We start from the raw sequence: 16,699 nt of genomic DNA, 5'->3' as shown, positions 1-16,699 counted from the left end.
ATTATTTTGTTCGATATTGTCCTGAGTCGGTGAATAAATCAACGGGGTTTGATCGGGGAAACGCCATTTTTGTCTAAAAAATCAGTCCAAGCCTTGGCATCACCTGAAAATACATTTAAATCGACGGTGGTCGAGATGCCTTGAATTTTTCCTTGATTGGTATGTTGCCAAATCAGCCATTTCGGATTGTTTTTTAGATCAGGCGGGCCTTTATATTCGCGGACCCACAGCGGCGTCTGTTTAAACTCGCCAGCTAAGACAATATTATAAAAAGACTTCGAAGTATAAAAAATCGGTTGCTTGCCATAATGGCGGTGCAAGCGATCATGCATATAGCTGATTTCTTTGAGTAACTGCTCTTTGCTGTAGGTGTTAATGCAGTTGGTGTCATATTCCAAATCAATCACGGGAGGAAGGGCATCGGCTTTTTTCGGCACGGAAGCAATAAAATTTTCTGCCTGAATTTTGCCATCACGGCACAGACGATAAAAATGATAGGCCCCAACTAAAAAGCCGTTTTCCCGTGCTTGTAACCAGTTATCTTGAAATTTCCGATCTTTAAAATCGCCACCTTCTGTGGCTTTAAGATAAACGAATTGGTATTTTTTAGGTGAAATTTTTGACCATTGAATATCTTTTTGATGATGGGAAACATCAAAACCTTGGACGGGATATTCTTCTGCAGATGCAGGGCGATGCGGCATCACGGCTAAATAACCTAATCCAGCCACCACCATGACGCCGCTGATAGCGCTAAGTGCAATAATCGGGCTGTATTTTTTGAGTGAACTTTTTGTGGTACGTGATTTGGCTTTTTTAGGCATGAAAATGTATCCAAGTATCCCTTTTATCATAACCCTTTAACGGTTGATCTGTCATAGATTTGCCCGATGACATAGGTTTAGACGTCCACATGTTTAGGAATCTGCCAAAAAATCGCTGCGGTAATCAGGTTAATGCAGCCGAGTAAAATCAAGGTGCTATGGAATGCCATTTCGATTTGTGCAGGACCATAATAGGCCGTAAACACGTTGACTAAAGTCCCTGCCAAAGCCACACCGATACTCATCGACACCATCATAATCATCGACAAGAAACTGTTGCCACTGCTGGCATCTTGCTGAGGTAAATCTTTGAGGGTTAAGGTATTCATAGAAACGAATTGCAGCGAGTTTAAAATACCAAAAATAAAAAAGTGTAAGGCACGTAACCACGTGGGGGTTTCAGCCGTAGAGAGTGCAAAACTGCAAATACAGGCGCCGACCAAGAAGGTATTTACCAATAACACTTTACGATAGCCAAAGCGTTGAATAATTTGACGAATTATCGGTTTTGATGCCAATGAACCGAGTACCGTCGGTATCATCAATAAACCTGTGATAAACGGCTCAAAGCCAAAAGCCACTTGTAGCATTAAGGGAATCAAAAATGGCATGGCATTGCCGCCAAGGCGGGCAAAGAAGTTGCCGATAATGCCAATGGCATAGATCCGATTTTGAAATAATTTACTGCGAAACAGCGCATTGGCGTGGGTATGTGCATGAAAGGCATAGATCAAACTAGCGATGATGCCTGCTGCGACTAAAAGCAGGCTCCACCATAGCGGAAGATGCGGGCTAGCAAAGTTTTCAATGCCTAATGATAAACCCACCATGGCGACGACCAATAAGAAAAAACCTATAAAGTCGAATCGTTTTACGCTCGGTTCGGTCACATTGGGCATGGCTTTAAAGGTAATAAGTACCCCTAGCAGTCCCATTGGAATGTTTATTAAAAAGATCCAATGCCATGTTGCGACTTCCACCATCCAACCGCCAAGGGTAGGACCAATTAAGGGCCCCATTAAACCAGCAAGGCTCATCAGACTCATGGCCGATAAAAACTGTGTCCGAGGAATCACTTTGAGCATCGCCAAACGCCCAACAGGTAGCAGTAATGCGCCACCTATGCCTTGAATTACCCGATAAACCAATAGCTCATTCAGGCTATTGGCCATACCGCAGCCTAGTGATGCTAATGTAAAAATAATAATGGCTGTGAAATAGGTATTTCGTACACCAAAACGATCGGCCAACCAACCACTTAAGGGAATACACGCTGCGACAGACAAGACATAGGCCACGACCACACTATGCATTTGAAGCGGGTCTTCGCCCAAACTTCTTGCCATCGCTGGGATTGCGGTATTGACGATGGTCGTATCCAGGCCTTGCATAAAAAAGCCAATAGAGACCAATAGCACTAGAAGTCTAAATTCGGGTTGTAAAGCCTGATGCGTTGGCGTGCTATTCATAAGTCAATAAAGCTGAGATTTTTAAACAGTTTAAATGAATATTGCCATTTGGATGTAGTAAAAGCTTTGCATAATTGAGCCAAAAAATTGCAAGAAATATGCAATGAAAGTTTAATCTCTATGCAATCTAATATTTATAACTTGGTCATATTTAAATAAAAGACGAATGAAAACATGAAACTACAAGTTTCGGTACTGATGTGATTAAACAAGGCATGTGGGACCTGAAGGTCTGATTTTTATTGCGGCCAAAGATTCGCCCAATCCCCAACCTTTGTTGGTGGTTGGAAATGAAGTGAACGGTAGCACTGCGGTTTATCAGATTAAATTGAAATAATTGAATTTTAAGTTGTTGTTTTATATAAGATTTTTATTTTAATGTCGAGAAAAACACGGTACAAAATTGTATGAAAGCCAGATAAACTGTCATAATGCGCTCAAGTCCTTCATTTATTGGAGGGCTTTTTCTTTATGGCAAAGGTGTTTTGTTTTCATGACAATCGAAATTCTGATGGTCATAGGCTTCTGTCTCGCGGCCTATTCTATTGTCGGTAATGATGTGCCACAGACATTGGGAACCTTTATTTCATCCAATGCGCATCGCCCTTGGTGGCTGTTGTGGATCTATGTCAGCAGTATTCTAGCTATTGTATTGGTTTATGGTTGGTACAGTTCTGGCGTGGGGGATGCATCTTATGGTCGTTTAGAAACGATTCCATTTCCCGCAGAAGGGGTCACGTGGCTCTATATTGTGCCACCGATCTTACTGATCATTTTGACTCGCTACGGAATTCCGGTCAGCACCACATTCTTAGTGTTAACGATTTTCTCTCCGAGTAGTCTTGGGTCGATGTTAACTAAGTCGATGATGGGTTATGCGGTAGCTTTTGTTGTTGCGATTATTGTTTATCGATTTGTGATTAAAGGCATCTCGGTTTATTTCAGTAAAACACGTGATGAAACACCCTCGAATATTTGGGTGGGACTACAGTGGGTTTCGACGGCATTTTTATGGAGTCAGTGGCTGATTCAGGATTTGGCCAATATTTTTGTCTACGTCCCTCGTCAGGTGCCGCTGGAGTTCCTGATTTTTGCAATTGTGGTGTTTATCGTACTGCTTGGGATCATTTTGTACCAACGTGGCGGGGCGATTCAGGGCATTATCGACACCAAAACGGGTGTGGCTGATATCCGCTCGGCAACCATTATCGACTTTATGTATGCTTTGATTTTATTGGTGTTCAAAGAGTGGAGTAATATTCCAATGAGTACCACTTGGGTATTCTTGGGCTTACTTGCAGGACGTGAATTTGCTATGTCCATGCATTTACATGAAGTGAATAAATATCGAACTTCACGAAATGTCAGCAAAGATGCGATGAAGTTGATGCTTGGTTTACTGATGAGTATTTTCTTAGCGACAACCTTGCCATGGTTCTATCGTGTGGTGTCAGGTTAAGTCGACACGATCTTGATTTGAAGTAACATCGAGCAATAAAAAAAGGGGAATACTTTATTCCCCTTTTTGACATCTAAAATACAGTTATACCACGAAATTTTTCGGGCAATCTAAATTTTTCAGTGCGCTAAAGATCTGCTTCGAAGAATTACATACGATCAGTTTGGCACGATGCTGCGGCGGCAAGAAACCTTCAGCGACCGCATGGTCTAATTGTGCAATTAGTGCATCATAGAAGCCATTGACGTTATAAAGCATCATCGGTTTTTGGTGTTGATTCAACTGTCCCCAAGTGGCGATTTCTAAAATTTCTTCAAATGTGCCAAGACCACCGGGCAGGGCAACAAAGGCACTTGCACGTTCTGCCATCATGGCTTTACGCTCATGCATACTGCGCACGACGTGTAATTCAGTCAAATGATTATGTGCAATTTCATAATCCAACATAAACTCAGGAATCACACCCACGGCTTCGCCGCCATGTTCGACCACAGCGTCAGCAACTTGACCCATCAGGCCAATACTGGCGCCACCATAGACCAGACCAAAACCATGTTCAGCCAAGCCTTGCGCTAATGCGATGGCTTTTTCTTGATAAATTGGATTGTTACCAGAGCGGGAGCCGCAATACAGTGCGATTAAAGGTTGTGTTGTAGCAGGAGAAGGATTACCACGTTTTTCTGTCATTTTTAATCCGCTATTCATTACGTTTTAATTTTACCTTAGCATGTTATTTTTTATGACACTACATTGGCAGCTAAATATGACAATTTAATGTCATCACTGGGTTTAAATTCTTCCATACAGAGATTGTACTTTGGTAAAAAAGGGTGAATTTTTACCTTAACTTGCTATACTTAAAACTTCATTTCAAGCTAAAGAACCGTCATGGGTAGTGGTTGTTGTCACTCAGCACACATCAAAATATTAGAAAGAACGCTATTAAAAGCGTTTGCGCATGTCCAATGCATTTCATCTTCAAATCAGCATGATCTACGTGTGAATAACATTCAGGAGATACAATTATGATCTTTGAATGGATGTCCGACCCATCTGCATGGGTGGGTTTATTGACACTGGTGGTGCTTGAGATTGTTTTAGGTATCGATAACCTGGTATTTATTGCGATTCTTGCGGAAAAATTACCGCCAGAACAGCGTAATACTGCACGGATTGTCGGCTTATTGCTTGCACTGTGTATGCGATTGATCTTACTGGCCTCGATTGCATGGGTGGTGACTCTAACCAACCCACTGTTCCATATTTTCGACCATCCATTTTCCGGTCGAGATCTAATTTTACTGTTTGGTGGGGTGTTCTTGCTATTTAAAGGCACCATGGAACTGCGTGAACGTCTTGAAAACAAGCCTATGCTAAAGGAAGAAAATCCTGTGCATGCGACGTTTTGGATGGTGATTGTGCAGATTGTGGTGCTCGATGCCGTGTTCTCGCTCGATAGCGTGATTACCGCTGTCGGGATGGTGAAACACCTTTCTGTCATGATGATGGCGGTCATTATTGCTGTCGGCATTATGCTGTGGGCATCTAAACCACTGATGAACTTCGTGAACCGTCACCCAACGGTGGTGATTCTGTGCCTGTGCTTCTTAATGATGATCGGTTTCTCGCTCTTAGTCGAAGGCTTTGGTTTCCATATTCCAAAAGGTTACTTATACGCGGCCATTGGTTTCTCTGTCATGATTGAGTTCTTGAACCAAACCATGCGTCATAATCAGGAAAAAATGGTGACAACCACAGACTTACGTTATCGCACAGCCTCAGCAGTGATGCGTATGCTCGGTGGGAAAAATGTTGCAGACAATCAAAATGAAAATGAAGATGTGCTTGCAACACGTGCTTTTGCTGATGAAGTCTTTGATGAAGACAACGGGGTTTACCACAGTGTCATGGTACAAGGGGTACTGGGTTTATCTGAGCGTCCAGTAAAGTCCGTGATGACACCTCGTCCTGAACTGGAATGGATTGATTTAGATGAAGAACCTGAGGCGATTCGTGCTCAATTACTCAGTACCACGCATTCACGTTTAATTGTGGCACATGGTGAGCTTGATAATATTGCGGGTGCGGTACTGACTCATAAAGTCATGAATGACTATATTGAAACAGGCGTACTCGATTTCGAAAAACATCTCCGTGAGCCAGTGGTGGTGCATGAAAATGCTCAAGTTTTGATGGTGATGGAACAGCTACGTCAAGCGCCGTTGCAAATGGCCTTGGTGTTAAACGAATACGGTTCAATTGAAGGGATTGCAACACCGATCGATGTCTTAGAAGCGATTGCAGGTGAGTTCCCTGATGAAGATGAACCAGAGACGGCAGCAGAAAGTCTCGATGATGGTTCATTGTTACTCGATGGCTCAACCGACATTCGTCATGTGTCTTTATTGTTAGGTCGTGACTTGGTGGATGATGCTGAACAGTATTCGACATTGTCCGGATATATCTTATTTCATTTGGGCCGTTTACCAGCCAATGGTGAAAAATTCAAAGCGGATGAACACATCTTTGAAGTGGTCACAATGGATGGCCACAAGATCGAAAAAGTGCATGTCATTCCCATCCCAACTGAAGATTAAGCTGAGGTCAAGAGAACATTCAGCTTAATCTATATAGATCAATATTGATTCACATACTGCTGATGAAAATTGTATGGAAAGATCCGTTAAAATAGCCTGCATTGTCAGGCTATTTTTTATGGAAACAATCATGTCACAAGTCCAATGTCCATGTGGCAAAGGTGAGTATGCCAACTGTTGTCAGCCCTTACATGCGGGCCGTGAAAATGCACAGACTGCAGAGCAGTTGATGCGTTCACGTTATAGTGCTTTTGCACAGCATGAGATTGATTATATTGTACAAACAACTGCGCTTGGACAGCAGCAAGCCTTGGATGTGAGTGCCATTACAGCGTGGAGTCAGGCCAATCAGTGGTTAAAGCTCGAGGTAGTTCAAGCCCAAGAAAAGCTCGATAAAAACCATGCTCAAGTTGAATTTAAAGCGTATTATCACGATGGGCAGCAAGCGCAAGTACATCATGAAATTTCACACTTTGTGAAGTTCGAGCAGCGCTGGTATTTCCTTGATCCGACCACAGAGATGAAAATCACCATGAAGCAACCCTGTATTTGTGGTTCTGGACGAAAATTTAAACAATGTTGTGCGCAATTTTTATAACATTTGAGAAGATTTAGCTTAGAATAGCGCGCATCTCAACCCTCAGTGGAAGAAGGGCGATGTTACTTACCGTTATTTATATTATCGCAATTACGGCAGAAGCAATGACAGGCGCATTGTCTGCGGGTCGGCGGAGTATGGACTGGTTTGGGGTAACATTGATTGCCTGTGTCACGGCACTGGGGGGCGGTTCGGTTCGTGATGTGCTGCTTGGGCATTATCCACTGACGTGGGTTAAGCATCCTGAATATCTCATGCTGACTTGCTTTGCTGCATTTGTCACCATCCTGATTGCAAAGTGGATGCGTCATCTTCGTAATATCTTCTTGGTTCTCGATGCCCTTGGTCTCATAGGTTTTACCATTATTGGCTGTCAAATTGCTTTAGAAATGGGCCATGGTTTTGTCGTCTCTGCAGTAGCAGGGGTGTTAACTGGGGTCTCTGGCGGTATTTTACGAGACATCCTGTGTAACGATGTCCCGCTGGTGTTCCGTCGTGAACTTTATGCCAGTATTTCTTTTGTGTCCGTGATTTGTTATTGGCTCTGCATTGAGATTGGCTTATCGCTAGAATTGACCGTCATTGCGACGCTCATTTTCGGTTTCACCTTACGTCTGATCGCCATTTACTTTGGCTTAGAAATGCCTAAATTCATTTATAAAGATGATGATGATCAGTCGGTATCTTCAAAAGATTTGTCGTAACCGCGTTGCTATAACATCACATTAAAATGCTAAAAAGACGGATCAATGGTCGGTCTTTTGCATGGATCTATACTAAAAAACGCAAAATCATACATCCTGTTGGGAAAGCAGTGTTCATCCTTCCACCAGTTCAGAGATCTTGTTATGGACTTAGTCTCACGTATACAACGCTTACCCATCGGTAAGTTTCACTACACTTTACTTTGGGTTATTGGCCTTGGCTGGATGTTTGATGCCATGGATACGGGACTCATTTCCTTTATCTTAGCGAAAATGGCTGAAGATTGGGCCATGACGCCAAATGATAAAAGTTGGGTGGTCTCGATTGGTTTTGTTGGGATGGCGATTGGCGCAGTATTTTCTGGTGGATTGGCTGATCGCTTCGGCCGAAAAACAGTCTTTGCATGGACATTGGTGATTTATAGCTTAGCCACCGCTGCATGTGCGTTTGCACCTAATCTAACTTGGTTGTTGGTATTTCGTTTTATTGTCGGCCTAGGTTTAGGGGGGCAACTCCCTGTCGCGGTGACTTTGGTCAGTGAATATATTCCGGCGCATGTGCGTGGTCGTTTTATTGTCTTACTAGAAAGTTTTTGGGGACTGGGCTGGTTGGTTGCGGCGTTAGTATCACGCTTTATTATTCCTGATTTTGGTTGGCATGCGGCTTTCCTGATTGGCGGTATTCCTGCGTTATATGCAATCGTGATTTGGAAAATGGTGCCCGAATCGGTGCCTTATTTAATCAACCGTGGACGTTTTGATGAAGCGCATGCATTGGTGAAAAAGATTGAAGCCAAATGTGGTGTGCAAGTTGTTGAAATTTTTGAGGTCAAACCGGTTGCAGAAAAACATGACATCAGTTTTTCACAGTTGTGGTCAGGCATTTTTGCACGTCGTACTTTAATGCTCTGGCTCATTTGGTTCGGTATCGTCTTTTCTTATTACGGTATTTTTACGTGGTTACCAAGTTTATTGGTCAAAGAAGGCTACACCATTGTTCAATCCTTTGAATATGTCTTGGTTATGATTTTGGCACAATTACCGGGTTATATTGCAGCTGCATGGTTGGTCGAAAAATTAGGTCGTAAAGCTACGTTGGCGGGCTTCATTGGGATGTGTGCCATTTCGGCATATTTCTTCGGTCAGTCTGGCAGTGTGACAGAGATTGTGATTTGGGGCTGTTTAATGTCCTTCTTTAATCTCGGTGCTTGGGGCGTACTTTACACCTATACACCAGAACAATACCCGGCCAATATTCGTGCCTTTGGTTCGGGCTGGGCGGGTGCCATTGGTCGGATCGGGGGCATTGCCGCGCCTTTTGCTGTGACACATATGATGGATATGGATCATGGTTTTAGCTATGTCTTTATGATGTTTACAGCAGTCTTAATTGCAGTTGCAGTGGTGATTTTGGTTTTAGGTGAGGAAACCAAAGGCAAAACTTTAGAATCCATTGGTCTATAGAGACTGTTGAATTTTTAGTTGATCATGGTGAATAAAATGGATATTTTTACGCCATAAGACACAATTTGTCGCAGAGTGTTAGATCATCCCCTTGTATAGGGGACACCTGCGACATAGCATAAGAACCCAATAAAGAACGAACAATTTAGGATTACAGGTTGTTATGACAAGCCTTGCGCATCATGCGACAGAAAACCGTTCCGTAGCAGAATTTACCGAACAAGCATATCTCAACTACGCCATGTACGTGATTATGGATCGTGCATTGCCACATATCAGTGATGGTCTAAAACCCGTTCAGCGTCGTATCGTCTATGCGATGAGTGAACTCGGGTTAAAGCCAACGGGTAAGCCAAAAAAATCTGCACGTACGGTTGGTGATGTACTGGGTAAATACCATCCTCACGGTGACTTAGCTTGTTATGAAGCCATGGTCCTCATGGCGCAGCCGTTTAGTTATCGCTATCCATTTATTGAAGGTCAGGGAAACTGGGGCTCACCAGATGATCCGAAATCCTTCGCAGCGATGCGATATACCGAAGCAAAACTGTCTGCTTATAGTGATTTATTATTGTCTGAGTTAGGACAAGGGACTTGTGATTGGCAGGATAACTTTGATGGTTCGATGAAAGAGCCAGTGAATTTACCGGCACGTGTTCCAAATATTTTACTCAACGGCACAACGGGTATTGCAGTGGGTATGGCAACCGATATTCCACCGCACAACTTACGTGAAGTGGTGAAGGGTACCATCGCCTTAATTCGCAATCCAAATTTAACCGATGAGAAAGTCGCAGAATATATTCCTGCACCTGATTTGCCTACACGTGCGGAAATTATTAGTTCTCCAGAAGAATTACTTAAAATTCAAACCACGGGGCGCGGTAGTTATCGAACTCGTGCTGTGTACAGTATTGAGAAAAATGAAATCGTGATTACGGAGTTACCGTATCAGGTTTCAGGTTCGAAAGTGATCACGCAGATTGCAGATCAAATGCAGGCGAAGAAGTTGCCATTGGTCACGGACTTACGTGATGAGTCAGATCATAAAAACCCAACACGTTTAGTGATCGTCCTGCGCTCGAATCGTATTGATGCTGAATCGGTGATGAGTCATCTATTTGCAACCACCGACTTAGAGTCGAGCTATCGTGTCAATATGAACATGATTGGCGCTGACGGTCGTCCGCAAGTGAAATCGATCCGCCGTATTTTGTTGGAATGGATCGAAATCCGTAAAAATACCGTAACACGTCGTTTGACTTATCATCTGAATAAAATTGAAAAACGATTACACATACTTGCAGGCTTGATCATTGCCTATCTGAATATTGATGAAGTGATTCGAATTATTCGTGAAGAAGATCAGCCTAAACCGGTGTTGATGACGCATTTTAATATCGATGAAATTCAAGCCGAAGCGATTTTAGAACTTAAGTTACGTCATTTGGCAAAACTTGAAGAAATGGAAATGCGCCGTGAACAAGAAGAATTGGAAGCCAAAGCTGCCATTATTCGTGAACAATTGGCGAATCCTGAATCATTAAAAGCCTTGATCATTAATGAACTTAAAGAAGATGCGAAGAAATTTGGTGATGACCGCCGTTCTCCAATTGTGAAACGTGCAGAAGCCCATGCGATTAATGAACAAGATATGCTTCCTGCAGATCCTGTGACTGTGGTGTTGTCTGAAGCGGGTTGGATTCGCTCGGCGAAAGGTCATGAAGTCGATGCTGAGAACTTAAATTTCCGTGCAGGTGACCAATATCTCAGCCATGCGCAAGGTAAATCGAATCAACGTGTTTATGTATTAGATGATGCCGGTCGTAGCTATGCTTTGGGCATCAATACCTTGCCATCTGCGCGTGGTTTAGGTGAGCCTCTGAGTTCTAAGCTTGCACCTGCAAGTGGTGTTGGCTTTAAACAAGTGTTTATTGCTGAAGATGAAACAGAAGTCTTGGCAATGAGCAGTAAAGGCTATGGCTTTAAAACCCAAGCGAAAAATCTCGATACCAATGCCAAAGCGGGTAAAGCCTTCCTTAGCTTGTCTGAAGGGGCGGCGGTTATGAATTTAACGGCAATTGAGAATGCAACACATCTTGCACTCCTCAGTTCTGCGGGGCGTTTGCTGTTGGTTGAGCTTGATGAATTACCAGTCCTGAATAAGGGTAAAGGTAATAAATTGATACAACTTGAGGCAAAAGATCAAATTGTATCCATGACAACTTTGAATTTAGATGAAATAATTCAAGTGCTTGCAGGAAATCAACAATTAAAGCTTAAAGGCGACGATCTGCAAAAATATGTGGGCAAACGTGCATCGAAAGGTGTGTTGTTACCACGTGGATATCAAAAAGCAAATAAACTGTTCATTCAAAGATAATACTAGCATCCATGGAACGAAATACGTTATATATGCTGTTATTCGTGAAATGGATGCAATATTAAGCACAAACAAGTTAAATAATGACCGCTTAATATTGAAAAAAAACAGTTGGATTATTAAGGATTACGACAGGAGAATTGGGCGTTATGGAAAAGATTTGGTTCGCTGAATACCAAAAGACAGGGATTCCAGAAACTGTAGAATTACCCGCAGAAAATACCTCATTGGTCGATATTTTTGAGCGTAATTTCCAGAAGTTTGGCTCAAGAGATGCCTTTATCTTTATGGATAAAGTCTTAACTTTTAAAGAACTTGATGAAGCTAGTCGTAAATTTGCAACTTATTTGCAAAGTTTAGGTTTGGCCAAAGGTTCACGCGTTGCAGTCATGATGCCGAACGTTCTTCAATATCCTGTTGTCGCATTGGGTGTATTCCGTGCTGGCCTGGTATTGGTCAACGTGAATCCACTGTATACCTCTCGTGAACTTGAGCATCAATTGAATGACTCTGGAACAGAAGCTCTTGTTATTATTGAAAACTTTGCATCTGTTTACCAAGCGATTATTGGTAAAACCCCAGTAAAACACGTGATCGTGGCATCTGTGGGTGACATGCTTGGTACGCTGAAAGGTACATTGGTTAACTTTGTATTACGTTCAGTACGTAAACAAATTCCAGCTTGGAACATTCCAGGTCATATTCGCTTTAATGCAGCAATGTCTAAAGTGAGTGCAAACAATTACAAACGTCCAAACTTAACTTTAAGTGATACTGCTGTACTTCAGTATACCGGTGGTACAACTGGCGTATCTAAAGGCGCAGAATTGACCCATCGTAACCTTGTGTCAAATATGTTGCAGTGTGATGGTATTTTCCAAAGTAAATTTGGTCAGAAAGATGGTCAGCCAGATGATCGTATCTTCTGTGCATTACCGCTGTATCACATCTTTGCATTTATGGTGTGTGCACTTTACGGTATGTACAAAGGTCAGGCAAACGTATTGATTCCTAACCCGCGTGACCTACCTGCGGTAATGAAAGAATTACGTAAATACCAACCTTCATTCTTCCCAGCAGTGAACACATTGTTCAATGCTTTGGTGAACAATGAAGAGTTCAAGCAACTTGACCACAGTAAGCTAAAAATGGCGATGGGTGGTGGTATGGCAGTGCTTCCTTCGACTGCAGAAGCGTGGAAGAAAGTTACAGGTACCAATATTATCGAAGGTTATGGTTTATCAGAAACTTCACCTGTTGCAACCGCAAACCCTCCAGCATCAATGGAATTCAGCGGTACGATTGGTATTCCATTGCCACTGACTGAAGTTGCTATTTTAGATGATGATGGCAATGAAGTTGCTCAAGGTGAGCAAGGTGAAATTTCGATTCGTGGTCCTCAAGTCATGAAAGGCTATTGGAACCGTCCAGATGAAACTGCCAAAGTAATGACGGCGGACGGTTTCTTCCGTACAGGTGACATTGGTGTCATGGATCCACGCGGTTATGTGAAGATTGTAGACCGTAAAAAAGACATGATTTTGGTGTCTGGCTTCAACGTTTATCCTTCTGAAATTGAAGAAGTCGTTGCGAAACATCCAAAAGTGCTGGAAGTGGCTGCGATTGGTGTACCAGATGAGAAATCAGGTGAAGTACCAAAATTGTTTGTAGTGAAAAAAGATCCGTCTTTAACTACTGAAGAAGTATTGGCATTCGCGAAAGAAAACTTAACTGGCTATAAACGTCCACGTTATGTTGAATTTATGGATGAACTACCAAAATCTAACGTAGGTAAAATTCTACGTAAAGATTTACGTAAAACAGCTTAATTTTAGCTGTCAAAAAAAAAGCGCCTTCGGGCGCTTTTTTTATCAATTCAATTTGAACATATAGCATCAATCGTTGGACTTAGATTTTTGTCCCTTTGCTCATTGACCAGCGGTCAAAGTAACGACGACCGACACCAAAGACCCCTAAGAAAATAAACATGGCACCAAACTGACGGCTAAAACCAGACTGATTGAAAGTACCATAGCTTAAAATATTATCGATTAAACAATAGATTGCGATCACAATGACCCAATGCCAGAGAGGGAGCTGCTTAATTGAAACCGCATAAAAGGCAACCCACATCATCACAAAACTGAATACGGTGGACCAGACATTCATATTGGCGCAGATCACACAGAGTAAAAATGCGGTTACTGGAATGACAATCTTTAAAGCACGATCAACCCGAAGCTGATGTTGCTTCTGCTCGGCAAGTACCTCAAACAATTTATCTTGATCAGAACTGCTCATAGGGGAGATCCTTTCATCTGTCGATTCAAAAACACTATATTTAACAAAATTTATTCACGAAACACCATGCTATTATAGCCGCTATAAAAATCTTCCTGAGAAAAAACACATGCAAAGCATCAGTGGGATCATTTATCTCATTTTGGGCGCTTGTTTACTGCCTTATGCTTTTACTTTTATTGCGAAGCGAGCTGCAGGTTTTAAGTCGAGTGATAATCAAAATCCACGTGAAGTTTTAGCGCGCTCAACGGGACTGGCAAGTCGTGCTAATGCGGTTCAGCAAAACAGTTTTGAAAGTCTGCCCTTATTTATTGCCGCTATTTTTATGGCGGAATACATGGTGATTCAGCAGCAATTTATTATGACTTTCGGGATTGCTTATCTGGTTCTACGTGTGATTTATGGCATGTGTTACTTGGCCAATTGGGCAACACTGCGCTCCATTATCTGGACACTTTCAATGTTGTGTCCTATTTGTTTATTACTCTTGGTGATTAAGCTCAGCTAATCTGGCTACTGGCTTGATTAAATGATCAGCAGTCAATGTAAAATCACAAAAAATCTGTAAAACCGTTATAATTATGCCGGTTTAAAAAGATTTAACTTTGTTTAAAGAGTGATGCTATGAGCTACAGCAATATCCCAGCAGGTAAAGACGCACCAAACGACATCTATGTCATTATTGAAATTCCTGCAAACGCAGCACCAATCAAATACGAAATCGATAAAGATTCAGATGCATTATTTGTAGACCGTTTCATGGGTACTGCAATGTTCTACCCAGCAAACTATGGTTATGTACCAAATACATTATCATTGGATGGTGACCCACTTGACGTACTTGTGGTCACTCCACATCCAGTTGAGCCAGGTTCAGTCATTCGTTGCCGTCCTGTTGGTAAATTAAACATGGAAGATGACGGTGGTGTAGACGCAAAATTGGTTGCAGTTCCACACGACAAATTGACTCCAATTTATAAAGATGTTCAAGAATATACTGATCTTCCACCATTGTTGATCAACCAAATTGAACATTTCTTCCAACATTACAAAGACTTAGAGCCTGGGAAATGGGTAAAACTAAGTGGTTGGGAAGGTGCTGATGTAGCTAAACAAGAAGTACTTAGCTCAATTGCAGCTTATCAAGAAGCAAACAAATAATTTTGTTTGAAATTAGGCTGAAGCTTTAAATCAAAAGCTTCCGCCCATAAAAAAACCTGCACAGTGTGCAGGTTTTTTTATGGGCTTGATTTTTTCTAGAAATTAGAAAAGTTTTACTGGAATATCTAACCAGATACGCCATTCATTGGTAGAGCCGATACCTTCACTGTTATTTACAGCTTGATTATTGTAAGAGCTACTTGCACGTAAGTACGAATGACGTAAGCGTAAGCTAGCGTCTTTCATTGGACCAGACTGAACAGTGTATTTAATTTGGTTAAAGAACTCATGCTCTTCAGCTTGATCAATAATTTGAGATGGGTTAATACGTTTTGCAACATCGATATCCCAACCGTAAACAAAGGCTGTGGTCCAGTTTAAACCAGCTAAACCATGATTTTTAAAGTTATAGTTGTACTGTAAACCTACAGATTTTTCATCATTACCATTGAAATCAGACAAATATGAGTTAGGTACATAAATACTTTGTAAACCGTCAGCATTATAAGCATAGTCATAACCCGTATTACCGGCATTATCTTGATAAGCTAACATTACATTATGAACGTCTTTATTATAAGTTGCTGAAACACCCCAAATAGTATTTTTACGATCTGAAGGGTTGTCAGTAGTATGAGATCCAGTTGCTGCGCCTTTTTCCCATTCAGTATTGTAACCAACAGCATCTAAAGTTACATTTGCATCGTTTGCTACAGCGAAATTATAATTCACATTAGCATAGTGACGTTCTAATTTATCTTCTACATCTACACCATAGTATGAAGCATTGACTTGATCATTGAATTTGTATTTCGCACCCCAGAAGATGGCACTATCAAGACCTTGACCATCTGAGTTAATATCGTTTGACCATTGGTTTTTAGTAAATTTACCACCAACTAAAGTTAAATCTTTAATTTCGTTACTTTCAACATAGAGACCTGTGTAGTATTCAGGAACTAGACGTGCTGTGTTGCTTGCAAGAACTGGAAGCTCTGATACTTGAGTACCGTAAGTTGCTGTCGTGTTTGAAACACGTGCTTTGACATATGCACCACCACGCGCCCAATGATCATAGGCAGAACCGTCGTTGTGGGTTGGAATCATTTGATTGCCAGTATGTTTATTTTCACCTAGTTTGAAAGAGGCATCACCAATAATACCAGCACCAAAACCGACTACACCTTTGGTAAAACCAGAATCAAGCTTAAACATTGCAGTCTGTGCTGCAGAGCTAGAGTCTGATAAACCATCCTTTCTATCACGATTTAAATAACCCGTACGGAAAAGTACAGAACCTTCGGCACCTTCCACAAAGCCTTGCGCTTCACTTTGTTCGCTCGCAAAAGCAGTAGAAATAAGTGCAGCGTTTACTAAGACTGCAAGTGTCAGTTGTTGAGCTTTAAGCATTGGGAGAGAGCCTCATGCAAAGTTAGGTAAATATGTAGTGCGATTGTATATTTTTTCTTAAAAAAAATATCAGTTTTAATGGGCTTATTACACTAAAGTTATGCCCATTTTCGACCATCGGTATGTGGCGGGCAGTTTTATTTTCTCTATATGATTGTTGTATAAAGAATAGTTTATTTATTTTGAATATATTTTAAGCTAAAGAGGATTCAGTTTTTACTTATCATAAAAAAGTATAAACAAGAGTAAAGATTGGTATTTGTATAATTCATAACCAACTGATAAATCGATCAATAATAAATCGCTGATTGAAATGGAATTAGATAGTT

General features: G+C 41.5%; 14 protein-coding genes. 9 read left to right on the top strand and 5 right to left on the bottom strand.

From position 1 onward, the window contains the following. Positions 1–38: 38 nt before the first annotated feature. Both FTV27_RS04605 and mdtD read right to left on the bottom strand, forming a co-directional pair. Positions 39–824, bottom strand: a complete 786-nt coding sequence (locus tag FTV27_RS04605; RefSeq protein ID WP_180077197.1) for a GH25 family lysozyme — start codon at positions 822–824, stop codon at positions 39–41. A gap of 77 nt (positions 825–901) precedes the next feature. Then, positions 902–2,293, bottom strand: a complete 1,392-nt coding sequence (gene mdtD / locus FTV27_RS04600; protein WP_180077195.1) for a multidrug transporter subunit MdtD — start codon at positions 2,291–2,293, stop codon at positions 902–904. Between the two features lie 493 nt (positions 2,294–2,786). Between mdtD and FTV27_RS04595 the strand changes: the two genes are divergently transcribed. After that, a complete protein-coding gene (locus FTV27_RS04595) occupies positions 2,787–3,752 on the top strand; it encodes a hypothetical protein (RefSeq protein ID WP_078189479.1) in 966 nt (321 codons plus the stop codon). Between the two features lie 84 nt (positions 3,753–3,836). Here FTV27_RS04595 and FTV27_RS04590 read toward each other — a convergent pair whose 3' ends face one another. After that, positions 3,837–4,457 (bottom strand): TIGR00730 family Rossman fold protein, encoded by a 621-nt coding sequence (locus FTV27_RS04590; protein WP_078189478.1) that lies wholly within the window; start codon positions 4,455–4,457, stop codon positions 3,837–3,839. A 320-nt stretch (positions 4,458–4,777) separates the two neighbouring features. Between FTV27_RS04590 and FTV27_RS04585 the strand changes: the two genes are divergently transcribed. From FTV27_RS04585 to FTV27_RS04560, 6 genes are all read left to right on the top strand, one after another. Next, on the top strand, positions 4,778–6,349 hold the full coding sequence (locus FTV27_RS04585) for a TerC family protein (protein WP_180077193.1): 1,572 nt from the start codon (positions 4,778–4,780) through the stop codon (positions 6,347–6,349). A gap of 130 nt (positions 6,350–6,479) precedes the next feature. After that, positions 6,480–6,947 carry a YchJ family protein gene (locus FTV27_RS04580; protein ID WP_180077191.1) on the top strand — a complete coding sequence of 156 codons (468 nt, stop codon included), beginning with the start codon at positions 6,480–6,482 and terminating at the stop codon, positions 6,945–6,947. Positions 6,948–7,006: 59 nt separating this feature from the next. Beyond that, positions 7,007–7,651, top strand: a complete 645-nt coding sequence (locus FTV27_RS04575; protein ID WP_078189475.1) for a trimeric intracellular cation channel family protein — start codon at positions 7,007–7,009, stop codon at positions 7,649–7,651. 144 nt (positions 7,652–7,795) lie between these two features. After that, positions 7,796–9,115 (top strand): MFS transporter, encoded by a 1,320-nt coding sequence (locus FTV27_RS04570; protein ID WP_180077190.1) that lies wholly within the window; start codon positions 7,796–7,798, stop codon positions 9,113–9,115. 163 nt (positions 9,116–9,278) lie between these two features. After that, positions 9,279–11,498, top strand: a complete 2,220-nt coding sequence (gene parC, locus FTV27_RS04565; RefSeq protein ID WP_180024223.1) for a DNA topoisomerase IV subunit A — start codon at positions 9,279–9,281, stop codon at positions 11,496–11,498. 149 nt (positions 11,499–11,647) lie between these two features. Continuing rightward, a complete protein-coding gene (locus tag FTV27_RS04560; RefSeq protein WP_168378241.1) occupies positions 11,648–13,327 on the top strand; it encodes a long-chain-fatty-acid--CoA ligase in 1,680 nt (559 codons plus the stop codon). A 79-nt stretch (positions 13,328–13,406) separates the two neighbouring features. On the opposite strand, the gene FTV27_RS04555 is transcribed toward FTV27_RS04560, so the two are convergent. After that, a complete protein-coding gene (locus FTV27_RS04555; RefSeq protein ID WP_180077189.1) occupies positions 13,407–13,799 on the bottom strand; it encodes a hypothetical protein in 393 nt (130 codons plus the stop codon). A 109-nt stretch (positions 13,800–13,908) separates the two neighbouring features. Between FTV27_RS04555 and FTV27_RS04550 the strand changes: the two genes are divergently transcribed. Together FTV27_RS04550 and ppa are read left to right on the top strand one after the other, a co-directional pair. Next, complete coding sequence (locus tag FTV27_RS04550) at positions 13,909–14,307, top strand: MAPEG family protein (protein WP_180077188.1); 399 nt, start codon at positions 13,909–13,911, stop codon at positions 14,305–14,307. 116 nt (positions 14,308–14,423) lie between these two features. Continuing rightward, entirely contained in the window at positions 14,424–14,960 is a 537-nt protein-coding gene (gene ppa, locus FTV27_RS04545; RefSeq protein ID WP_180008089.1) for an inorganic diphosphatase, read from the top strand. Positions 14,961–15,062: 102 nt separating this feature from the next. On the opposite strand, the gene FTV27_RS04540 is transcribed toward ppa, so the two are convergent. Continuing rightward, positions 15,063–16,370 (bottom strand): OprD family outer membrane porin, encoded by a 1,308-nt coding sequence (locus FTV27_RS04540; RefSeq protein ID WP_180077187.1) that lies wholly within the window; start codon positions 16,368–16,370, stop codon positions 15,063–15,065. Between the last annotated feature and the right edge of the window lie 329 nt (positions 16,371–16,699).

Source organism: Acinetobacter sp. YH12251 (genome assembly GCF_013417465.1).
Classification (GTDB): domain Bacteria; phylum Pseudomonadota; class Gammaproteobacteria; order Pseudomonadales; family Moraxellaceae; genus Acinetobacter; species Acinetobacter amyesii.
This window is presented reverse-complemented; position numbering and strand designations above follow the sequence as displayed.